Source organism: Mesorhizobium sp. WSM4841 (assembly GCF_055811515.1).
This window is the reverse complement of the sequence record NZ_JBVVQC010000043.1, coordinates 1-21,955: the sequence shown is the minus strand read 5'-3', so window position 1 is coordinate 21,955 and position 21,955 is coordinate 1. Positions and strand designations below refer to the sequence as shown.

At 62.4% G+C, this 21,955-nt stretch carries 22 protein-coding genes; 12 read left to right on the top strand and 10 right to left on the bottom strand.

Annotated features, from left to right (window positions below; all coding sequences use genetic code 11):
- Window position 1: 1 nt before the first annotated feature.
- Both AC0L14_RS31535 and AC0L14_RS31530 read right to left on the bottom strand, forming a co-directional pair.
- Window positions 2-865, bottom strand: a complete 864-nt coding sequence (locus tag AC0L14_RS31535; protein ID WP_473751825.1) for a phosphoenolpyruvate hydrolase family protein — start codon at window positions 863-865, stop codon at window positions 2-4.
- A gap of 11 nt (window positions 866-876) precedes the next feature.
- Window positions 877-2,073, bottom strand: coding sequence for a Tm-1-like ATP-binding domain-containing protein (locus AC0L14_RS31530; RefSeq protein ID WP_473751824.1), 1,197 nt, complete (start codon window positions 2,071-2,073; stop codon window positions 877-879).
- A 112-nt stretch (window positions 2,074-2,185) separates the two neighbouring features.
- On the opposite strand from AC0L14_RS31530, the gene AC0L14_RS31525 reads away from it, so the two are divergent.
- From AC0L14_RS31525 to AC0L14_RS31495, 7 genes are all read left to right on the top strand, one after another.
- A complete protein-coding gene (locus AC0L14_RS31525) occupies window positions 2,186-2,869 on the top strand; it encodes a TetR/AcrR family transcriptional regulator (RefSeq protein WP_473527368.1) in 684 nt (227 codons plus the stop codon).
- A gap of 360 nt (window positions 2,870-3,229) precedes the next feature.
- Window positions 3,230-4,546 carry an ABC transporter substrate-binding protein gene (locus tag AC0L14_RS31520; RefSeq protein WP_473548714.1) on the top strand — a complete coding sequence of 439 codons (1,317 nt, stop codon included), beginning with the start codon at window positions 3,230-3,232 and terminating at the stop codon, window positions 4,544-4,546.
- 94 nt (window positions 4,547-4,640) lie between these two features.
- Window positions 4,641-5,546: a carbohydrate ABC transporter permease gene (locus AC0L14_RS31515; protein WP_473548712.1), complete on the top strand. Its 906-nt coding sequence runs from the start codon at window positions 4,641-4,643 to the stop codon at window positions 5,544-5,546.
- A gap of 1 nt (window position 5,547) precedes the next feature.
- Window positions 5,548-6,507, top strand: a complete 960-nt coding sequence (locus tag AC0L14_RS31510; protein ID WP_292192860.1) for a carbohydrate ABC transporter permease — start codon at window positions 5,548-5,550, stop codon at window positions 6,505-6,507.
- The gene (locus tag AC0L14_RS31505; protein ID WP_473751823.1) at window positions 6,504-6,713 is read left to right on the top strand and encodes a hypothetical protein; all 210 of its coding nucleotides are present in this window, start codon (window positions 6,504-6,506) and stop codon (window positions 6,711-6,713) included. Before AC0L14_RS31510 ends, AC0L14_RS31505 begins: the two co-directional genes overlap by 4 nt.
- Window positions 6,710-7,819 (top strand): ABC transporter ATP-binding protein, encoded by a 1,110-nt coding sequence (locus tag AC0L14_RS31500; protein ID WP_473751822.1) that lies wholly within the window; start codon window positions 6,710-6,712, stop codon window positions 7,817-7,819. Before AC0L14_RS31505 ends, AC0L14_RS31500 begins: the two co-directional genes overlap by 4 nt.
- Window positions 7,819-8,904, top strand: a complete 1,086-nt coding sequence (locus tag AC0L14_RS31495; protein ID WP_473751821.1) for an ABC transporter ATP-binding protein — start codon at window positions 7,819-7,821, stop codon at window positions 8,902-8,904. The genes AC0L14_RS31500 and AC0L14_RS31495 overlap by 1 nt, the downstream gene beginning before the upstream one ends.
- 149 nt (window positions 8,905-9,053) lie before the next feature.
- Here AC0L14_RS31495 and AC0L14_RS31490 read toward each other — a convergent pair whose 3' ends face one another.
- The gene (locus AC0L14_RS31490) at window positions 9,054-10,025 is read right to left on the bottom strand and encodes an AraC family transcriptional regulator (RefSeq protein WP_473751820.1); all 972 of its coding nucleotides are present in this window, start codon (window positions 10,023-10,025) and stop codon (window positions 9,054-9,056) included.
- A 92-nt stretch (window positions 10,026-10,117) separates the two neighbouring features.
- On the opposite strand from AC0L14_RS31490, the gene AC0L14_RS31485 reads away from it, so the two are divergent.
- Window positions 10,118-11,329: an MFS transporter gene (locus AC0L14_RS31485; protein ID WP_473751819.1), complete on the top strand. Its 1,212-nt coding sequence runs from the start codon at window positions 10,118-10,120 to the stop codon at window positions 11,327-11,329.
- 64 nt (window positions 11,330-11,393) lie between these two features.
- On the opposite strand, the gene AC0L14_RS31480 is transcribed toward AC0L14_RS31485, so the two are convergent.
- Window positions 11,394-11,966: a TetR/AcrR family transcriptional regulator gene (locus AC0L14_RS31480; RefSeq protein WP_473751817.1), complete on the bottom strand. Its 573-nt coding sequence runs from the start codon at window positions 11,964-11,966 to the stop codon at window positions 11,394-11,396.
- 89 nt (window positions 11,967-12,055) lie between these two features.
- Here AC0L14_RS31480 and AC0L14_RS31475 point away from each other — a divergent pair, with 89 nt between their 5' ends.
- Window positions 12,056-12,964, top strand: a complete 909-nt coding sequence (locus tag AC0L14_RS31475) for an SDR family oxidoreductase (protein WP_473751816.1) — start codon at window positions 12,056-12,058, stop codon at window positions 12,962-12,964.
- Window positions 12,965-13,001: 37 nt separating this feature from the next.
- Here the strand turns inward: AC0L14_RS31475 and AC0L14_RS31470 are convergent, their stop codons facing one another.
- A complete protein-coding gene (locus tag AC0L14_RS31470) occupies window positions 13,002-13,349 on the bottom strand; it encodes a GFA family protein (protein ID WP_123151660.1) in 348 nt (115 codons plus the stop codon).
- Window positions 13,350-13,470: 121 nt separating this feature from the next.
- Here AC0L14_RS31470 and AC0L14_RS31465 point away from each other — a divergent pair, with 121 nt between their 5' ends.
- Complete coding sequence (locus tag AC0L14_RS31465; protein WP_473751815.1) at window positions 13,471-14,769, top strand: amidase; 1,299 nt, start codon at window positions 13,471-13,473, stop codon at window positions 14,767-14,769.
- 8 nt (window positions 14,770-14,777) lie between these two features.
- On the opposite strand, the gene AC0L14_RS31460 is transcribed toward AC0L14_RS31465, so the two are convergent.
- The 5 genes from AC0L14_RS31460 to AC0L14_RS31440 all read right to left on the bottom strand — a co-directional run bounded on the left by AC0L14_RS31460 (window position 14,778) and on the right by AC0L14_RS31440 (window position 19,024).
- Window positions 14,778-15,155 (bottom strand): hypothetical protein, encoded by a 378-nt coding sequence (locus tag AC0L14_RS31460; RefSeq protein ID WP_473751814.1) that lies wholly within the window; start codon window positions 15,153-15,155, stop codon window positions 14,778-14,780.
- Window positions 15,156-15,198: 43 nt separating this feature from the next.
- Window positions 15,199-16,179: an NAD(P)-dependent oxidoreductase gene (locus tag AC0L14_RS31455; RefSeq protein WP_473751813.1), complete on the bottom strand. Its 981-nt coding sequence runs from the start codon at window positions 16,177-16,179 to the stop codon at window positions 15,199-15,201.
- A gap of 1 nt (window position 16,180) precedes the next feature.
- Window positions 16,181-16,897 (bottom strand): FadR/GntR family transcriptional regulator, encoded by a 717-nt coding sequence (locus AC0L14_RS31450; protein WP_123151663.1) that lies wholly within the window; start codon window positions 16,895-16,897, stop codon window positions 16,181-16,183.
- Between the two features lie 2 nt (window positions 16,898-16,899).
- Entirely contained in the window at window positions 16,900-18,069 is a 1,170-nt protein-coding gene (locus AC0L14_RS31445) for a mandelate racemase/muconate lactonizing enzyme family protein (protein ID WP_473751812.1), read from the bottom strand.
- A gap of 67 nt (window positions 18,070-18,136) precedes the next feature.
- On the bottom strand, window positions 18,137-19,024 hold the full coding sequence (locus AC0L14_RS31440) for a sugar phosphate isomerase/epimerase family protein (RefSeq protein WP_473751811.1): 888 nt from the start codon (window positions 19,022-19,024) through the stop codon (window positions 18,137-18,139).
- A 399-nt stretch (window positions 19,025-19,423) separates the two neighbouring features.
- On the opposite strand from AC0L14_RS31440, the gene AC0L14_RS31435 reads away from it, so the two are divergent.
- Entirely contained in the window at window positions 19,424-20,479 is a 1,056-nt protein-coding gene (locus tag AC0L14_RS31435; RefSeq protein ID WP_473751810.1) for a sugar phosphate isomerase/epimerase family protein, read from the top strand.
- Between the two features lie 156 nt (window positions 20,480-20,635).
- Window positions 20,636-21,823, top strand: coding sequence for a Gfo/Idh/MocA family protein (locus AC0L14_RS31430; RefSeq protein WP_473751808.1), 1,188 nt, complete (start codon window positions 20,636-20,638; stop codon window positions 21,821-21,823).
- The last annotated feature ends 132 nt before the right edge of the window (window positions 21,824-21,955 follow it).

Here is a 21,955-nt window from a genome sequence, read left to right as displayed (position 1 = left end):
CTCATCCCTTCTTTTTCTTCGCGGTCGTCTTGGCACCAAGCGTGACCGCCTTGAAATCGGCAGTCTGCCTGGCGATCGCCGCTTCCGCCGGCAGCCGCTCCATCGAGCTTGCCCCGTAAAAGCCGTGCAGGCCCTTGCAGCGTTCGAGGATGTAGCGGGCATCGTCCGGCATCGAGATCGGCCCGCCATGGCAAAGCAGAATGACATCCTTGCGCACGGCACGCGCCGCTTCAGCGATCGCGTCGATCTCCGTCACGCAGTCGTCGAGCGATTTGGCCGACGTCGCACCGATCGAGCCGCCGGTGGTCACCCCCATATGAGCGACGACGATGTCGGCGCCGGCCTTGGTCATGGCGCGCGCTTCATCGGGGTTGAACACATAGGGCGTGGTCAGGAGATCGAGCTCGTGTGCTGCGGCGATCATGTCGACCTCGAGCCCGAAGCCCATGCCGGTTTCCTCGAAACTCTGCCGCATCTGGCCGTCGAACAGGCCGATGGTTGGAAAGTTCTGCACGCCGGAAAAACCCATCGTCTTCAGCTCGGCCAGCAGCAGCGGCATGATGACGAAGGGATCGGTGCCGTTGACGCCGGCCAGCACCGGCGTCTTCTTCACCACCGGCAGCACCTCGCAGGCCATTTCCTTGACGATCTCGTTGGCGTTGCCATAGGCGAGCAGGCCGGCAGCCGAGCCGCGGCCGGCCATGCGGTAGCGGCCGGAATTGTAGATGATGATCAGGTCGATGCCGCCGGCCTCCTCGGCCTTGGCCGACAGCCCGGTGCCGGCGCCACCGCCGACGATCGGCACGCCGCCGGCCATCATCTTGCGGAACTTTTCCAGGATCTTCTTGCGCGGTATGGCGGGCATGGCTTCGTCTCTCACTGTCTGGCGATGTCGAGGAAAGCCGCAACCGCAGCCTTGGCGAATTCGGGATCGTTGATGTGCACCGGCAGGCGGATCACGCGACGCGTGTTATCCGGCATGATCGTGCGCTCGATGGCCTCGAAGAGTGCTGCATCGGCTTCAGGGTCAAAGAAGGCGCCGCCGTCAATGTCGAGCGCCGATACGCCCTTTTCGGGGATGAGGAACCGGACCGGACCGTCGCAGAGGCTCAGTCTCGCGCCGATCCATTCGCCGATTTTGCGGCTTTCTTCCGGTGTCGTGCGCATCAGCGTCACGTTCGGATTGTGCTCGTAAAACAGCCGCCCGCTATAGCGTTCCGGAATGGTCGACGGCGCCCAGAAATTCACCATATCGAGCGCGCCGACCGAGCCGACATAGGGCAGTTTCGTGCGGGCGATCGCGCCGAAGCGGTCTTCGGTCGCCGGCAGAACGCCGCCAAACAGGAGGTCGCAGACTTCTGTCGTCGTGATGTCGATGACGCCGGACAGCAAGCCGCTGTCGGCCAGCTTCTCCATGCTGCGGCCGCCGGTCCCGGTGGCGTGGAAGACCATGCAGTCATAGGTCGAACGAAGCTGCTCGGCGATGGAAGTCACGCATGGCGTTGTGACGCCGAACATGGTGAGGCCAATCGACGGTCTGCCGTCGGGTGGCGGCGGCGGTTTTGCAGCCATGCCTGCTATCGCCTGCGCGGCATTGTGCAGCACGACACGAGACAGCCGGTTCAGGCCGGCCATATCGGTCACCGACGGCATCATGACGATGTCGGAGACATCGACGTAAGGTGCAGTGTCGCCCGAGGCGAGCGTCGAGACCATGATCTTGGGCAGGCCGAGCGGCAGCGCGCGCATGCCTGATGTGATGATCGAAGTGCCGCCACCACCGCCGATGCCGATCACACCTGATATATCGGTGCGCGATTGGACAAACCGGGTGAAGGCGATGGCCATTGCCGCCACCGCGGTTCCGCGATCGTCGCTGCCCAGCACGGCACCGCTGCCATCGGGATGATGGCCGGCGACCTCTTCGGCCGAGACATCGACCGGCACGGTCGCATTGCGCGTTCCGACGTCGACGCGGGCGACAGCAGCACCGGTGGCTGCGACCGCATCGGCCAGAAAGGCGAGTTCCTCACCCTTGGTGTCGGCGGTGCCCACCACATAGACGCGCTTCATTGCGTTTCCCCGGTTCTAGGCGCGCTCGGTGTTGCCGCCTGCCGCTCTTTGCCCGGCCGTTCAGCATCGCGAAGGCCATTGCAATTTTTTGAGACGCGCGTATCGTATTGACATGAATGTCTCACGTCAACAAGCGGCGGTTTCCGACGATGCCGGTTCTGGGGCCGCACGTGGACCGCGCGCCCGCACAAGACGGTTGATGCTGGAGACGGCGACAAGGCTGATGCAGGCGGGCGCCACGCCTTCAGTCAGCGAGGTCGCCGAAGCGGCGGAAGTCTCCCGCGCCACCGCCTATCGGTATTTTCCAAGCCAGACGGCGCTGGTCCAGGCGGTGGTCGACGAAGGACTCGGGCCGATCCTCACCTGGAAATCGGCCTCGACCGATCCCGAGCGCCGCGTCGCCGAACTGTTCGATACCGCCATGCCGCGCATCGAGGCCTTCGAGGCGACCTTCAAGGCGGCGCTGAAGCTGTCGCTCGACCAGTGGGCGCGGCGGCAGGCAGGCACGTTGGGCAGCGAGCCGACCTTCACGCGCGGCCATCGTGTGGATCTGCTCAAGGACGCGATCGCACCGCTCAAGAACCGGCTGCCGCCACGCGAATTCAAGCGCCTGGCACAGGCCCTGTCGTTGATCTTCGGCGTCGAAGTGCTCATCATACTGAAGGATATATGGGGGCTGGACAGCCGCAAGATGATGTCGGTAGCGCAATGGGCAGCCGGCGCCCTGGTACGGGCTGCAGTGATGGAATCGATGACCGGAGGAGATAGAAGCGCGCCGGCGACAGCTACGGAATAGCATCGATCTGGTTCGACCAGATGGGGATGCCCACTACCGACAATAGCCGATATGCCGTAGCGCGAACAAGAGCCTTGTGTATCAACGAGTAGGAAAATTTAAGAAAAACAGACAGATGTTGCTGGAATCCGCTTGTCCGAGGCGCTGGCATCGTCCAAGAAAGAGCTTGACGTGCGTCCGAAATTGGTAATACCAGATCAGGACAATATAGCGGATTAAAAGTGAGGGCTGCGATCCATTTTCCGGCTGGGCGAGGAGGCTCAAAAACCGGAATGTTGCCATCACGGGAGGAACTACCAGGGTCGGCCTCGCCGCCGGCTCGCATGATACGGTAGAATGCGCACAAGGGAGGAAATCATCATGCGCAAGACAATGACCAGTATGCTTGCTGGTATCGGCTTAGTGCTCGCCTGCGGAACGTCCGTCTACGCGCAGGATAAGGAACTCACCATATTCTGGGCTGAATGGGATCCGGCGAACTATTTGCAGGAACTCGTCAACCTTTACGAGGCCGAAAGCGGCGTGAAGGTCACGGTCGAGACGACGCCGTGGCCAGATTTCCAGACCAAGGCCTTCACCGAATTCAACGCCAAGGGCAGCGCCTACGACATGGTCGTCGGCGACTCGCAGTGGTTAGGGGCAGCTTCCGAGGGCGGTCACTATGTCGATCTGACGGAGTTTGTGAAGAACAACAAAGTGCTGGAGACGATGGCCCCGGCGACTGTCAAATTCTATTCCGAATACCCGGGCAACAGCGGCAAATACTGGTCGATTCCGACTGAGGGCGACGCCGTCGGCTGGTCCTATCGAAAGGACTGGTTCGAAGACCCGAAGGAAATGGAAGCCTTCAAAGCCAAGTACGGCTATGACCTTGCCGTGCCGAAGACTTGGAAAGAAATGACCGACATCGCGGAGTTCTTCAACCGACCCGACCAGAACCGCTACGGCATCGCAATCTACACCCAGAACCAATATGATGGTCTCGCCATGGGCGTCGAGAATGCGATCTTTTCCTACGGCGGGGAACTTGGCGATTATGCGACCTATAAGGTGGACGGAATCATCAACTCGGACAAGAACGTCGCGGCGCTCGAGAATTACCGCAAGCTCTTCGGCTTCACGCCGCCCGGATGGACCAACGCCTTCTTCACCGAGGACAACCAGGCGATCACCGAGAACCTGGCGGCGATGAGCATGAATTATTTTGCCTTCTTCCCGGCCTTGGTGAACGAGGCGTCGAACCCGAACGCCAAGGGCACGGGCTTCTTCGCCAACCCGGCTGGCCCCGGGGGTGACCAGTTCGCCGCGCTCGGCGGTCAGGGCATCTCAATAGTCTCCTATTCCGAGAATAAGGAAGAGGCGATGAAGTTCCTCGAATGGTTCATCAAGGACGAGACCCAGAAGAAATGGGCCGAGCTCGGCGGCTACACTTGCAATAAGGCGGTGTTGGAGAGCGCCGAGTTCCAGAACGCGACGCCTTACAACAAAGCTTTCTACGAGACCATGTTCAAGGTGAAGGATTTCTGGGCGGTGCCGGAATACGCCGAGCTGTTGCAGCAGCTCAACCAGCGCGTCTATCCGTACGTCGTGAACGGTCAGGGCACTGCAAAGGAGACGCTTGACGCACTTGCAGCCGACTGGAACGCGACGTTCAAGAAGTACAACCGCATGCAGTAAAGCGCGGCTTGATCTCGGAGGGGGCGGTCGCCCGCCCCCTCCGTTTCCGTTTCAAGAACCGAAATTCAAGAAGAAGACTGGGAAAGAACGGTCCATGGCCACCACAGTCATAGCGACGTTGGATCCAAAATCGCGCGCCGCCTCCCATGGCATGAGCGACATCACGATCCGCAACCTCTTCATCATACCGACGATCCTATTCCTGATCATCTTCAACATTTTTCCGCTGATCTATTCGCTCGGTTACTCCTTCACCGACTTTCGTGCATCGACCAGCGCGGCTGCGAATTTCGTCGGACTGCAGAATTATCGCGAGCTGCTCAACGATCCCTACATCTGGAACAATTTCGCGGTCACGGCAAAATACGTGATCGTCTCGGTCGTCGGCCAGGTCGTGGTCGGCTTCGGCACGGCGATGCTCCTCAATCGCGACATTCCCTTAAAGGGGCTGATCACTACGCTGCTGCTTTTGCCCATGATGCTGTCTATGGCCGTCGTCGGTCTGTTCTGGAAACTGCTCTACGACCCGTCCTTCGGCATTATCAACTACGCGCTGGGCCTTGGGAAATTCGAATGGGTCGGAAATGCCGACATGGCTCTCTACGCGATCGCCATGACTGACATCTGGATGTGGGCGCCCTTCGTCATGCTGCTGTCGCTCGCCGGCCTGTCGGCAGTGCCGAAGCATCTTTACGAGGCGGCCGCGATCGACCGCGCCGGTTCGCTCTACACTTTCTTCCGCATCACGCTGCCACTGGTCGCGCCCATCCTGATGATCGCGATCATCTTTCGCACCATGGAGGCGTTCAAAACCTTTGATCTTGCCTATGTGCTGTCGACGCAGCCAACCACCGAGGTGATCTCGATCCGGCTCTACAAGATGGCGTTCCAGGAATGGCAGACCGGGCGCTCCTGCGCGCTCGCCTACATCGTGCTGATCATGGTCCTGGCGATCACCAATATCTACGTCAAATACCTGAACAAGGTGAAGGAGCGCTAGAATGGCCGCCGTCACCACCTCTGCCGAGCGTTCGCTCAACAAGCTCGCCATCGTCGGTGTGCTGATCGTCACGATGATCTTCCTGGCGCCGATCTACTGGATAGCCTCGACGGCGTTCAAGCCGCGCAATCTCGCCACCACTATCCCGCCGACAGTGGTCTTCCAGCCGGAGATATCGCCCTTCGTAAAGCTGTTCACCAAGCGGTCGCAGTTGCGCACTGCGCCGACGCCGGAACAATACGCCGCCGCCCCGTGGTGGGAGCGGCTGGTGTTTGACGGCGGCGAGAAGGTGGTGCGCTCGGGCAGGGGCGAGGTGCAGTGGTCCGGCTATCCGAGCCGTTTCATGAATTCGCTGATCGTGGCCATCACCTCGACGATCCTCGCCGTCGGCATGGGCACCTTCACGGCTTACGGGTTCTCGCGCTTCAAGATAAAGGGGGAACAGGACCTGCTGTTCTTCATCTTGTCGACGCGCATGCTGCCGCCAGTGGTGGTGGCGATCCCGATGTTCCTGATGTACCGGGCCGTCGGCCTCAACGACACGCATTGGGGCCTGATCATCCTCTACACCGCCTTCAATCTCAGCTTCTCCGTATGGCTGATGAAGGGGTTCATGGACGAAATTCCGAAGGAGTACGAGGAGGCGGCACTCGTCGACGGTTATACGCGCATGGAGGCCTTCTTCAAGATCGTGCTGCCGGAGGCGGCCACCGGCATCGCCGCCACCGCCGTGTTCTGCTTCATCACCGCGTGGAACGAATATGCGTTCGCGCTGATCATGACCAACCGACGCGCCCAGACGGCGCCGCCGTTCATTCCAAGCCAGGTCGGTTCCGGGTTGCCCGACTGGACGGTCATCGCGGCCGGCACCTTCCTGTTCCTGCTGCCGGTCGCCATCTTCACCTTCCTGTTGCGCAACCACCTCCTGCGCGGCATGTCCTTCGGAGCGATTCGCAAATGATCCGCCATGCTACAATCCAGCGCACGGCCGAGATCGTGATGGTGCTCGGCATCATCGCGCTCTGCCAGCCGTGGAATCTCTTCCTGCACCGCTACGGGCTGACGATCATCATCGTCGGGCTGCTGACGTTCATGATCACCGGCTGGGTCGGTCCGAGGCAGAAGCCGCAGGCGACTGGCGCGCCGGAAAAAGAAGGTCACCCATGACCCAGATCGAGCTTCGTGGCGTCCAGAAATTCTTTGGCGCCGTTCAGGTCATCAAGGATCTCAATCTCAAGATCGATGACAATGAGTTCATCGTGCTGCTCGGCCAGTCGGGCTGCGGCAAGACGACGACGCTTCGGGCCATCGCCGGGCTGGAGACGATCGACGGCGGCGATGTCCTCATCGACGGCAAGCCGGTGCAGCATCTCAAGGCCGCCGACCGCGACATCGCCATGGTCTTCCAATCGTTCTCGCTGTATCCGCATATGAGCGTCTACGAGAACATCGCTTTTCCGTTGCGCGCCATGCGCAAGAGCAAGGCGGAGATCGACGGCGAGGTGCGCTCGGTCGCCAAAGTGCTGCAGATCACCGACCTGCTCGGCAAGAAGCCGTCGGCGCTGTCGGGCGGTGACATGCAGCGCGTGGCGATCGGCAGGGCGCTGGTGCGGCGGCCGAAGGCGATGCTGATGGACGAGCCGATCGGCGCGCTCGACGCCAAGCTGCGCGAGGAGATGCGCGCCGAGATCAAGCGGCTGCATATCAAGCAGGGCTCGACCACCATCTACGTCACCCATGACCAGATCGAGGCGATGAGTCTTGCCGACCGCATCGTCATCATGCATGAGGGCGTTCTGCAACAGGTAGGCAGCCCATCGGAAGTGTATACGCACCCGGCCAATCTGTTCGTCGCGCAATTCGTTGGCTCGCCTGTGATGAACGTCGCCAACGCGGCGGTGACGATGAACGGCTCCGGCGCCAGGGTCACCCTCGACGGGGCCGCGGAAGGGTTCCTTTTCCCGGCCGAACTGGTCGGCCAACTCGACGCCGCGAACGTCGGGCAGGACCGCCTTGCGCTCGGCATCCGCCCCGAAGGAGTGATAGTCGCGCGCGAGGCGGCGGACGGTTATCTGCCGGTCGAGGCGCACATCATCGAACCGCTTGGATCCTACGACATTGTCGACCTCAAGGTTGGGGCACAGATGTTGCGCGCCCGCACCCGTTCCGGTTTCGTCGGCAAGCCGGGGGTCCAGGTCTTCGCCAAGCTCGACCCGGCGCAGGCGCACTTCTTCGACACGACAAGCGGCAATTCGCTGGGGGTGAGACTCTGATGGCCCATATCCAGCTCAAGAATATCTCGAAGACATTCGGCAATCACACCGCATTGACCGGGCTCAATCTCGACATTGCCGACGGCGAGTTCTTCGTGCTGCTCGGCGAGACCGGCGCCGGCAAGACGACGACGTTGCGCATGATCGCCGGCCTGGAAAAGCCGGACGAGGGTCAGATATTCATTGACGGCGCTGATGTCGCTGACTGGGGTGCGGCCGAGCGCGACGTGGCACTGGTTCTGCAGCAATACTCGCTTTATCCACGCTACACGGTGCGCGAAAACCTCGAATTTCCGCTGAAGCCAAAAATCCGCCGCATCGAGCCCGACGAGATCAAGACGCGCGTCGATCGCGTTGCCAGGACCTTGCGTATCGAGCATCTGCTCGACCGCAAGACGGATCGCCTCTCTGGCGGCGAGATGCAGCGCGTCTCGATTGGTCGCGCCATCGTCAGGAAGCCCCGCGTATTCCTGATGGATGAGCCGCTGTCGGCGCTCGATGCCAAACTGCGCGAGGCGCTGCGCACCGAGCTGAAGAACATCCAAATGAACCTTGGTCAGACCTTCCTGTTCGTCACGCACGACCAGATCGAGGCGATGTCGATGGGCGACAAGGTTGGCGTGCTCAACCATGGCCACATTGTCCAGACCGGCACGCCGTATGAGATCTACAACAATCCGCGCGACACCTATGTGGCGAGCTTCGTCGGCTCGCCGCCGATGAACCTCATCGACGGCAAGCTGGTCAACGGCCGCGCCGTGATGGCGCCGCTGAATTTCGAGCTGCCTTTTACGGGGGGTGCCAAGACGAGCGGTGCGACCGACGGTCGCCCGCTCGTCTTCGGTATTCGTCCCGAGGATGTCTATCTCGAGAGCGGGGCGCCGGTGGAAGCGCGCGTCCACGATGTCGAGAACCATGGCGTCGAAAAGATCCTGACGCTGCGGGTCGGCGACGCCATGCTGCGGGCCACGGTGCCGGCCAGAACCGATGTCGAAATCGAGCAGCCGGTGCGCTTTGCCTGGGATCCGGACAAGGTGGTGCTGTTCGACAAGGATAGCGGAATAAGCCTCCGTCACGCGGGCTAAAGCGCGTCGCGTTTGACCGGCCCCATGCGACGCGCTTTAGGTTGTTGTTTTATGCATGTCGTTATCGCAAGACCGCTGCACAGGCGCGACATGCATTAAGCGCGTCTGTTGGGTGGAGACGCTAAGCGGCTTGAAGTCTCTGGCCAGGCTTAGCCGGCTTGACGGGTCTCAGCCTGTTCCTCGGCCCGGAAATGGCTGGGAGCCGATCCGATGACGCGCTTGAACGCCCGACTGAAGGACGCGTCGGATTCATAGCCGAGGCGCGCGGCGACGACGGAAATCTTCAGCCGGTCGCGGACCAGCCATTGCCGTGCCTGGTGCATTCTCACCTGGGTGACATATCTCGCCGGGGTTTCGCCGACGATCGTTGCGAAGCGCTCGGCGAAACCCGATCGCGAGGCGCCCATCATCCTGGCGAGCGTTTCCACGGTCCAATCGCGGTCCGGTTCGAGGTGGATCGCGGCCAGCACGCGCCCGATCTCGCGGTCTCTCACCGCCGCAATCCATCCGGACGAGTCGCCGCAGCCGCGCTCAACCCATGAGCGGATGATGGTGGCGGCGAGCACATCGGCAAGCCGGGCCAGAATGCCGCCGGAGCCGACGCGCTCCATCGTCACTTCGCGCGCCATCGCCTCCAGCAGATGCGGGATACCAGGTTCATAGGCTTCCAACTCGTGCGCGCGCATGACATCCGGCATCATGCCGAGCAAAGGGTGCAAACCGTCGAGATTGAAATACATGCTGCCAAAAAACAGCAGCGTCCCCGGCCGACAGCCTTCGTTGGACAGGCAGTAAACGCCCTTGCAGACCTCTGCGACCTCATAGCCCTGGATCGGCGAAGCCTCAGTGCCCGGCTCGCTCGCCAGGACGTGTGCGGCACCGCGCGGCAGCAGCACCGCGTCGCCCGCCTTGAGCTCGACCCATTCGCCGGACGGCTGCAGCAACCAGCATCCTGTGCGGCCGATGAAGTGAAACCGCGCCGCCGTCTGAGCCGGAAACTGGAGGCCCCAGGGCTCCTGCATTTCACAGCGGCCATATTCGACGCCGTCGAGCCGTAACCCGCGCAATATGTCTGTCAGCGGATCGCCGGTAACCGGAACTTTGGACGAATGGTCAAGCATGATGGTGTTTCTAGCATGGAAACTCCAGACGGTCACTCCCTATGTTGCACTGCAGCCAAATGTTGCGCTGCAACCAGATCGGAGATCCCATCATGACCGAACCCGCGACAGGCGTCATCGACGCCGTTCTCGATCCCGCGGAAACCGACGAACGAGCCGAGCCGGCGTGGGGGGCGGTCGTATCTCTCGCGCTCGGTGTGTTTGGGCTGGTGACGGCAGAATTCCTGCCTGCCAGCCTGCTGACGCCGCTGGCGCAGGATCTCGGTGTGACCGAAGGCACTGCCGGCCAAGCGGTGACGGCAACCGCCGTCGTCGGCGCGATAGCCGCTCCGACTATGGCCATCATCACCAAACGGCTGGACCGCAGGCTCGTCATGTGGGGACTGACCGTGCTCCTGATCCTGTCGAACCTCTTGGCGGCGTTTGCGTCCTCGCTTCCCGTTCTTCTGATCGCCCGCATCATGCTCGGGATCAGCCTCGGCGGGTTCTGGTCGATGTCGGCGGCTATGGCGATGCGGCTTGTCCCGATGCGGCTGATGCCTCGCGCCATGTCGATCATCCTCACCGGCGTTTCGGTGGCGACGGTCTGTGCCGCCCCGGTCGGTGCCTATGTCGGCGACATCTGGGGATGGCGAACGGCCTTCATGATCGCAGCGATTGTCGGCGCCCTGGCGCTGCTGGTGCAGATCGCCACACTTCCGAAGCTGCCGCCGGCGGGCGTGGCAAGCTTTCGGACCTTGCTGGAGGTAATAAAGCGGCCGATGATCAGGGTTGCGCTTCTGGTGGTCCTGCTGGTCGCCTCGGGACACTTTGCCGGCTTCACCTATGTCCGCCCGTTTCTTGAGAAGGTGCCCGCGCTGGACATCGAGACGATCTCGCTTGTGCTGCTCGCTTACGGCATCGGTGGCTTCTTCGGCAATTTTGCCGGCGGGTTCATGGCCGAACGCAGCCTCAAGACCGCCGTCGGCCTGGCGCCTCTACTGATTGCTGTGGCAGCCGCCTTGCTGCTTACTCTCGGAGCCTCGCCAGTCGTTGCGGCGATAGCGGTTGCCGCCTGGGGCTTTGCCTTCGGCGCGGTGCCGGTCGGGCTGCAAACCTGGCTGGTGCGAGCCGCTCCCGACCAGGCAGAAAGCGCCGGCGGACTGATGGTCGCCACGTTCCAGGTGGCCATCGCGCTGGGTGCCGTTTTCGGCGGCCTGCTGGTCGACAATGCCGGCGTTGCCAGTGCTTTCGCCTATTGCGGAATCGCGACGTTGCTGGCGGCCTTGGCGGCGTTCTTGCTCGGCCCGAGAAGCGCGACCTAAGCCATTCCGCGCGTCCGTCCAACGTAGGACGCCTCTTGCCTCCAAGAAATGGCCCGAAAATCGGTTATGATTTTCGGGCCGTGGCGATTGCGGCGACGAAACGGCCCAGACTGTCTTCGACGTAGGATGCAACTTCGACTTTCGGGTCGAAACTCCACCAAAGCAGCGAACCTTGCCAGTGCGATGCCATCAGCAGGCCGATATCCAACGGCGTGTTGGCCACCGAAGCAAAGCAAGAGTCGAGGATGTTGCACAAGGATGCCTTCCACGATGCCCCGCGCGCGCGAAGCACCGGATCGCGCAGATCTTCACGCAGGACGAGCAGGCCCTCGGCATAGGATTCGATGCCGCCATAGTCACGCGATAGCGCCACCAACAATCCGATCGCGCCAGCAGGGGTTCTCTGTATCGCACCGGCGAGCTTTATCGTCTTCTCATCCAGCCTATCCCATGCCTGCAGCAAGGTTCTTTGCCTGAGCGTAGCCTTGTTCTTGAAACGCTGCACCAGGGTCGAGCCGGAAAGTCCGCAAGCCTTGGACAGCCGTTCGAATGTGAGGCTCTCCGGGCCATGCTCGTGGATCAGCCGGTGCGCCGCTTCCAGCACGTGCTCGTCGGATTGCGTTTTTTGCCGAGGCATCTTGACATCCATTTATAACCGAATGATCATTTATATATCATGGCGTTGAAGAAAGCCAGCGTTTGGTTGGTCGGAGTCTGGGGAGTTCAATGACGCTTGAGGGAAAAGTCGCCTTGGTCGCGGGTGCAACGCGCGGTGCGGGGAGAGGTATTGCGGTCGAACTGGGCGCCGCGGGCGCGACGGTTTATGTCACAGGGCGGACGACACGCATGCATCAGTCCGAATACGCCCGCCCGGAAACCATCGAGGAAACGGCGGAGCTTGTTTCAGCGCAAGGCGGCCATGGCATCGCTGTGCAAGTCGATCATCTGGTTGTGGAAGACGTGCGCAAGCTGGTCGACCGGATACGTACCGAGCAGGGCCGCCTCGATGTGCTGGTCAACGACATCTGGGGCGGGGAGAAACTGTTTGAATGGAACAAGCCGGTTTGGGAGCATGATCTCACGAATGGTTTGCGCATGTTGCGGCTGGGCATCGACACGCATCTGATCACCGCGCATTACGCGCTGCCGCTTCTGATTGAGCGCCCGGGCGGGCTGCTTGTCGAAGTCACCGACGGCACAGCCGAGTATAATGGAGACCACTATCGGCTTTCCCCGTTCTACGACCTCGCCAAAGTGTCGGTGACCCGCATGGCCTGGGCCCATGCTCAGGACCTTGCCCCGCACGGTGCCACCTCGATTTCGCTGACACCCGGCTGGTTGCGTTCGGAAATGATGCTCGAGGCATTCGGCGTCACGGAGGACAACTGGCATGATGCGACAGCGAAAGTGCCGCATTTTGTCATCTCGGAGACGCCGCGCTTTGTCGGGCGCGCGGTGGCGGCGCTTGCGGCGGACCCGGATCGTTCGCGCTGGAACGGACAGTCGCTGTCGAGTGGCGGGCTGGCGCAGTTCTACGGTTTTACCGATCTCGACGGCTCGCGGCCCGATGCGTGGCGCTATGTTCCCGAGGTTCAGGACGCCGGCAAACCAGCCGATGTGACGGGGTACCGTTAGACCGCTCGAACGCTGGGAGCCGGCAATAGTTTCGGTTTCAGGCCGCGCGGCCGTCGAAGTCGAGAACCGGCACAGCGGCAAGGTCCAATCCGTCGATGCAATGGATATTGACGTAGGCGCTTCGTTCGCTCCCTTCGCTGACATCCTCGGCGAAGGGGTGAATGCCGCAGGTCCGGCAGAACCGGTGGGCGATGACATGGTTGCCGAAAGTGTACCTGCCAAGATCGTCGCCCCAGGCAAGCACCTGCAATGCCTCGTGCGGCACCGCCCATAGCAGCGCGCCCTTGCGCGAGCAGATCGAGCAATTGCATCGCACGGCTCCGGTCAGATCGCCTTCGACCTCGAAGGCGATCTTGCCGCAGTGGCAGCTGCCTTTGTAGAGCATCAGGTCTCCTCCTTCCGTTCGACAGGGGTGCAAATGTGCTTTTGCCGGGTTATGTCTCTGCAGGCCATGCACCAGTCGTTGCCTGTAAGACGTTGCAGGCGTCCGGAGTCCGACACCGAAAATGCAATCCGTCCGCGACCGCCTCGAAGTCGTCCTTTCGCGTCTCGCCGTCCGCGCGGACAATGAAAGCGTATTCGTAAAGCTCTATCCGGAGGCCGCACGGGCAGCAGCCGATGCCGCCGATACCAGGCGCAGAGCCGGCGTGACGCTCGGGCCGCTCGACGGAACAATTCTGTCGATCAAAGACCTGTTCGATGTCGCCGGCGAGCCGACCACGGCCGGTTCGTTGCTGCTCAGCACCGCGGCGCCGGCGCTGCGGGATGCCGTCATCGTGCAACGATTGCGGCAGGCGGGCGCCGTCATCTTCGGCAAGACCAACATGACTGAATTCGCCTTCACCGCGATCGGCGTCAACCCGCATTACGGCACGCCCGGCAATGCGACCGACGCCAGCCGGATTGCGGGCGGCTCATCCTCCGGCGCCGGTGTTTCCGTTGCCGAAGGCACGAGCGAGATCTCGATCGGTTCCGACACCGGCGGTTCGGTGCGCATTCCGGCATCGCTGAACGGTGTCGTCGGCTTCAAGCCGACGGCGCGGCGCGTGCCGCGCGATGGCGTCTTCCCGCTATCGGCCACGCTGGACTCCATTGGCCCGCTCGCGCGCACCGTTGCCGAATGTGCCGCAGCCGACGCGGTGATGGCCGGCGAAGAGTTCGCGGCACTTGTTCCGCTCTCGCTTGCCGGACTGCGCATCGGTGTTCCGCGCGGCGCGCTCTTCGAGGATACGGAAGAAGAGGTCGCAGCAGCGTTCGACCGATGTGTTCACAAGGTGGAACTCGCGGGTGCACGCCTCGCTGATCTGTCCATCGATGACCTCCTTGCCGATTTGCGCGCGGTAACCAGGCGGGCCTCGATCGCGGCAATGGAGGGTGCCGAGGTCCATGCAGATTGGCTGGCGACTGGCGCGACGACACCGGTGGATCCGCGGGTGAGCGAGCCGTTGTCACGCGCTGCCGCCGTTCCGGCCACGGCCTATATAAGGGCAATCCGCCGCCGCAGGGCGCTTGTCGCGGCCATGGACGAGCGGCTGGCGTCTGTCGATGTGCTGGCCCTGCCGACCACACCGGTCACCGCACCGACAATCGTGTCGATGACCAGCGACGAAGTTCTATGTGAGCGTATGGAAGGCCTTCTGCTGCGCAACACGCAGGTCGCCAACCAGTTCGACCTCTGTGCGATCTCGCTGCCGATGCCGGGAATGGCGCGCCCTGCCGGGCTGATGCTGGTGGCGCGCAACGGCCACGACCACCGTCTCTTGCGTATCGCGGCGGAAGTCGAGGCACTGCTTGGCCGTGGATGATGTGAACGTCAATGCGACGAACAGTGGCCGCGTTCGCTATCCCTGGACGCGCGTTCGACACCGGTCGCGACCAGCCATGGCAAAGTGTATCGCTTGCCGTTGAGGGTCTGGGTCCGGGTCTCGATGGAGCCGACAACGACGACCTTGCCGGCGTAGAGCTTGTCAGAGAGATCGAGCGCCTTGTCCTCCTGCGGCAATCCATCGATGTCGATCGACACGCCCTTGATGATCTTGCCCGTGGCGAGATCGAGCGCGCTGTTCGACGGACAGGGCGCCATCACGCACCGCAGGCCGTCGTCGCAATAGACATAACTGCTCTCGGCCGCAGCGACCGAGGGCAGGACGCAGATCGAAACAAGCAGCGGCGTGCGGCGAAAAACGAGCATGGGGTGCAGCGTCGTGCAGAAATTGGGCGATACGGCGACGGCGTTACACGTCGGCCGGGAACCGTCGCCGGTAGTGCTCGACCACTTCGGGATTGCGCAGATTGACCGGCAATTTGTTGGCCAGCACCAGCAAGGTTTCATCAGCCGAACCAACGCCCATGCGCATCATCGACTGCTCGGTGATGCCGGCCATGTGCGGCGTGACAATGACATTGTCGAAGCCGAAATAGGCGTGATTGGGCGGCAGCGGCTGCGTCGCAAAGACATCGAGCGCGGCACCGCCGATACGGTCCTTCCGCAGCGCTTCGATCAGCGCATCGTCGTCGATCACCGGCCCGCGCGAAATATTGATCAGCAGCACGTGCGGCTTCATTCGACCGATGCGCTCGTGGTTGATCAGGCCGCGTGTCTCCGGTGTCAGCGGGCAGCACAGAACGATGATATCGCTCTGCTCGACCAGTGCGTCGATCGACAGAAAGCCGACCCTGTCCGGCGCCGGCCTCATGCTGCGCGTCGTCGCCACCACGTTCAGGTCGAAACCATGCGCCGCAATGTGGCCGACTGCCTGTCCGATGGCGCCGAAGCCGATAATGCCGATCGTTTTGCCGGCGAGCTCGCTGGCGAGAATGGTGTGGTCGCGACCGGCCAGCCAGCCCTTCGCCCGCAAGTCGCGGTCTACTACGCGGAAACGCCGAAGCAGCGCCAGGGCCGCGAACATCACGTATTCGGCGACCGACCGGGCATTGACCGCCGGCACGTTTGCCACCAGGACGCCGGCTGCCGTGGCGGCTTCCATGGGAACCATGTCGAGCCCGGCGCCGTGGCGGATTGCGGCCCGGAGCTTCGTCGCACGTTCGAAAAGCGCCGATGGCAGTGGCGCACGAACGATGATGATGTCGGCATTCCTCGCCTCAGTCGCCAGCGTGTCCGCATCGAGGGCGGAGGCGACGACGAGTTCACCGGCCCCAGTCAGCATGGCGGAGGCGCGCGGGTGAAGCGTGTGTGTCGTCAAGATTTTAGGCATGTCAGACCTGTTCGAGCGCTGGACTGTGAGGTTCTGCCCCGCCACCCTCGATCAGGCCCTTCCAGTAGCTTTCCGCGCCTTGCAGATGGGCGCTCATCAGCGCCTGGGCGAGGTTGCCGTCGCGGCGCAGCAGCGCCTCGTAGATCTGGATGTGCTCGGCATGCGAGCGCACGCTGCGTTCGGGATCGTTGAAATAAATCGGCAGGCGTTGTTCGCCCATCATGTAATAGACGCTGCATATGTTGTGAAAGACGCTGTTCTTGGTCGCCCGCACGATCTCAAGGTGAAATTCGCGGTCTTCCTTGGCGAGACCCTCGCCCGCCGCAATGCGGTCTTCCGAAGCCTTCAGGATTTCGCGCAGCCGCTCGAAATTTTCCTCGGTGGCACGCGAACAGGCAAGCTCGGCGGCCTTGATCTCGTGGATCTTGCGCAACTCGACCGTCTCGTAGATCTGGATCGGATCGAGCGGCAGGCCGGCCCTGGCAAAAAGCGCCATCGCCTCGACGCTGGCCTGCTTGGTGTCGATGTAGATGCCGGACTTGGCCCGGCGCTCGACGATGCGCATGGCTTCGAGGATAGCCAGCGCCTCGCGGATCTGGCCGCGGCTGACGACGAAATGCTCCGCCAGTTCTCGCTCCGACGGCGTTCGGCCCGTCGCCTTGTCGGAGTGGGAGAACAGATAGGCGGCGAGTTCCGCGAGAAGGTTCTTTTCTTTCATGATCAGCCGCGTAGCGCGTGCGCCTCCAGGAACCGTTCCGAAAGGGTGAATCCCAGTCCGGGCTTCTCGGGGATCGCTATCATACCGTCCTTTGCTTCGACAGTCTCCTCGATCAGATCGTGGATCATCGGGTTGGCGCCAAGCGAATATTCGACGGTAAAGCTAGCCGGCGAAGCAGCGCAGACATGCAGCCCGGCAAAGAAGCAAGGGGCGCCGGCCCACAGATGCGGCGCGAAGCGCAGATTGAAGGCGCTGGCGATGGTGCCGATCTTCATCGCCTCGCTGATGCCGCCGCAGAAGGCAGGATCCGGCTGGAAGATGTCGGCCGCTTTGAGCGTGGCGAGGTCGCGGAAGGCATAGCGCGTCGCCTCGCTCTCACCGGTGGCGATCGGGATGGAGCCGGACGCCCGCACTTCGGCCATCCCAGGCTTGTCGTCGGCGATGACCGGCTCCTCGAACCAGGCCAGATCGAGATCGCCGGCGAGATGGATGAAGCGTTTGGCTTCCGCCACCGTATAGGTGCCGTGCGCATCGACCATAAGATCGAGTTCAGGGCCGAGCGCCTGTCTTGCGGCGCGGACGCGGGCGGCCGAATTGTGCGGGGTGCCGTCCATCGCGCCGATCCGCATCTTCAGCGCCTTGAAGCCACCCTTGGCGATATAGGATTTCAACTGGTCGCCGATCGCTTCGGTGGGGGCCCAGCCACCGGAAGCGTAGGCCGGCATGCGATCGAGCTTGCGGCCGCCGAGCAGCCGCCAGACCGGAACCCCCAGCGACTTGCCCAGAATATCCCACAATGCGATGTCGACGGCGCTGATTGCGGCGACGCTGATGCCGCGCCGCGCCAGTTGCGGCATGGCGTGGCCGTTTTGCGCGGCGCTGTCGTGGCGCACGCCATTGTAAAGCATCTCCCAGATCACCCCGAGGTCGGCCGGATCGCAGCCGATCAGCTGCGGGCCGACCTCATGGTTCAGCATGTGGACGAGGGCGCCATAGCTGCCGGTGCTGCCGGCGGCATTCTTGCCTTCGCCCCAGCCGACCAGCCCATCGTCGGTCTCGACGCGCAGAATGGCGGCGTCGAACGTCGTCACCTGACCGAAGTCGCTGCGGTGCTGCCGTGCCGCTTCGATCGGTATGCGGACCCACCAGGCTTGGACCGTCTTGATGCGCATGTTCATCCTCTGCCCTGCCGCCGTTAGGGGCCGCCGTCGGGCGGAAAGGCTCGTTTCCAGAGATCGACTACTTGATCAGCGGCAGCAGCGTTTCGGCGGTGATGCGCATCTGGTCGGTGTAGAACTTTTCCGTGAGCACGCTGGAACCGTGGTCCTGGATGAATTTGAGCTGCTCCGGCGAGATGTCGACCGGGTTGCGTTCAACCATGTCGGGATAGGGAGCAGCCGGCGTGCGGTCGACAGGGGCGACGAACTCGTTGGTCAGCGCGCCGTCGTAGCCGACTTCCTTCAGGGTGCCAACGATCTTCGGCCAGTCGATCTGTCCGAGACCGGCGGCGAAGCGGTTGTTGTCAGCGACGTGGAAATCGAACAGGCGCTTTCCGACCTGCCGGATGGCATCGTAGACGTTAAACTCCTCCATATGGAGGTGATAGGCGTCAAGGCAGACACCGCATTCGGGGCTGACCGCATCGGCCAGCGCCATTGCCTGGGCGCCGCGGTTGAACAGATAGGTCTCGAAGCGGTTGAGCGGCTCTACCGCGATCTTGACGCCCACTTTCCTGGCATGGGTAAAGCATTCCCTGGTGGCGTCGACCACCCATTTCCATTCTTCTTCCTCGGTGCCGTCCGGCACCACCTTGCCGACGGTGGCGGGAACCAGCGTGATGATCTCGCCGTCGAGTTCGCTCACCATCGTCAGCACGTCCTTGACGTACTGCACCGAGCGCTCGCGCTGGCCCTGGTCCTTGGCGGCGAGGTTGCGCTCGCCCAGCATCAGCGTCACCGCCCCCCAGCAGCGGATGCCGTGCTCCTTCAGGAGGGCACGTGTCTCATTGATCTTGTATTGCGCGGGCTCGCCGGAAATCTCGATCGACTCATAGCCGAATTTCTTGATGCGTTTGAGCGTCGTCTCCAACGGTTCCGCCCGCATCCAGTTGTGCGTCGAAAGATGCATGGTCTGTCCTTCCCAGAATTCGCCTGTAACAATTCGCCTGCGACGCACTCCACCAGATTGCGTTGCATGGTTCCTCCCCAAGGCACTCCAGCATTTGTCGTAACTGGTTCGACCAATTGGGCGTGAAAAGAGGGTCTACAGCAATTTCATCTGGACGGCAAGAAATCCTGCACGGCAGCCCCGGCCCATGATTATTTCTTTGATTAAACTGGCGTATTTGCCCGCAGCCCGGTAATTTTCGCAGCGCTGGTTGCGAGCGGCGGCGCTTGACCAAACGACCATATTTGGTAATACCAGAATGGCGGTGCGCACTAGCGCCTGTCGAGAAAAGACCAAAGAGGCTGGCCCTGCTTTCAATCGGCGCTATGCTTGGTCGTGGATAAATTAGGGAGGATGCCGATGCCGTCGACAATGAAGGGTCCTGGGCTGTTTCTGGCGCAATTCGCGGGCGATGCCGCACCGTTCAACTCGCTGCCGTCGATCACCAGATGGGCGGCCGGGCTGGGCTATAAGGGCGTGCAGATCCCGACCTGGGACAGCCGGCTGTTCGACCTCGAGAAGGCGGCGTCCTCCCAGGCCTATTGCGACGAAGTGAAGGGCATCTGCACTGAGGCGGGCGTTGAGATCACCGAGCTGTCGACGCACCTGCAGGGGCAGTTGGTGGCGGTGCATCCGGCCTATGACGCGCAGTTCGACGGCTTCGCGCCGCCTGCGGTGCACAACAATCCTAAAGCCAGGCAGCAATGGGCCGTCGAACAGATGAAGTTCGGCGCCAAGGCTTCGAAAAATCTCGGGCTCAAGGCGTCGGTGTCGTTTTGCGGGGCGTTGGCCTTCCCCTACCTTTATCCTTGGCCGCAACGGCCGGCGGGGTTGATCGAGGAGGCGTTTTCCGAACTGGGAAAGCGCTGGAAGCCGATCCTCGACGTCTATGAGGACAATGGCGTCGATCTCGGCTACGAGATCCATCCGGGAGAGGACGTCTTCGACGGCGCGACCTTCGAGATGTTCCTCGACGCCGTGGGCGGCCACAGGCGCTGCAACATCAATTACGACCCGTCGCATTTCCTGCTGCAGCAACTCGACTATCTCGAATTCATCGACATCTATCACGAGCGGATCAAGGCGTTCCACGTCAAGGATGCCGAGTTCAATCCGACCGGCCGGCAAGGCGTCTATTCCGGCTATCAGAGCTGGACGAACCGGGCCGGGCGTTTCCGCTCGCTCGGCGATGGCCAGGTGGATTTCGGCGGCATCTTCTCCAAGCTCGCCCAATATGACTACGATTCATGGGCGGTACTGGAATGGGAATGCTGCCTGAAGCACCCCGAGGATGGCGCGGCCGAAGGCGCGCCCTTCATCCAGCATCACATCATCAGGGTGACGGACAAGGCATTCGACGATTTCGCCGGCGGCGCGACCGATAAAAAGGTGCTGCGCGCCATGATGGGAATCTAGCGCGATTTTCCCTCCCCCTCGAGGGGAGGGTCGATCCGCGCAGCGGATCGGGGTTGGGTCGCAGGGCGTAGAGCTCGGCATCAACCGACCCCTCCCGGCCCTTCGGGCCACCCTCCCCGCAAGGGGGAGGGGTATTTCAGACGAGGGAGAAAAATCATGGTCGGCGCATCGAAGTCGGAAACGGGAGGCGGCCCGATCCGCTACGGCATGGTCGGCGGCGGGCAAGGCGCCTTCATCGGCGCCGTGCACCGGATTGCGGCGCGCATGGACAATGAGTTCGTGCTGGTCGCCGGTGCCCTGTCATCCGACCCGGCGCGTGCCAAGGCTTCGGCCGCGGAGCTCGGGCTCGATCCGGCGCGCAGCTACGGCTCCTTCGCCGAGATGGCCAAGGCCGAGGCCAAGCGGCCCGATGGCATCGAGGCGGTGGCCATCGTCACGCCCAACAATGTCCATGTGCCGGCGGCGAAGGCGTTTCTCGAAGCCGGCATCCACGTCATTTGCGACAAGCCACTGGCGACGACGCTGGCGGAAGCGAAAAAGCTGGCGGCATTGGTCGAAAAGTCCGGCAAGGTCTTCGTCCTCACCCATAACTACACCGCCTATCCGATGGTGCGGCAGGCGCGCGAGATGGTGACCAAGGGGCAGCTCGGCGACATTCGCATCGTGCAGTCGGAATATCCGCAGGACTGGTTGACCGAGGACCTTGCCGCCACCGGCCAGAAGCAGGCAGCGTGGCGCTCGGATCCCAAACAGGCCGGCGCCGGCGGGGCGCTGGGCGACATCGGCACGCATGCCTATAATCTCGCGCGCTTCGTCTGCGGGCTCGAGCTCGATGAGCTTTCCGCCGATCTCGACGCCTTCGTGCCGGGGCGGCAGCTCGACGACAATGTCAATGTGATGCTGCGCTTCAAGCCGATCGGCAAGTCGCACCCGGCCAAGGGCATGTTGTGGGCGAGCCAGGTGGCGCCCGGCCACGAGAATGGGCTGAAGCTGCGTATCTACGGCTCGAAGGGCGGGCTTGAATGGGTGCAGGCCGACCCGAACTATCTCTGGTACACGCCGTTCGGCCAGCCGAAGCAGTTGATCACCCGAAACGGCGCCGGCGCGCTGCCTGTCGCCGGGCGTGTCAGCCGCGTTCCGTCAGGCCATCCGGAAGGCTATCTCGAAGGCTTCGCCAACATCTACCAGGAGGCGGCCCGCGCCATCCGCGCAGCGCGCCGCAAAGGCGGCAAGCCGGCTAAGGATGTCATCTTCCCGACCATCCAGGACGGTGTTGAGGGCATGGCCTTCATCGAAGCCTGCGTGAAGTCGTCGAAGAAGAATGGAGCCTGGACGAAACTTTAATCGCTGCGCCCGGTTAACGGGGGAGGCCCCCCCCCCCCCCATGAAAAACCAAAAATAAGCCAGCTGATCGGGTCCCCCAACCCACCACCCCCGGCGAGCAGAGAGGGGGGGCTGGGGGGGGGGGGAGGAGGA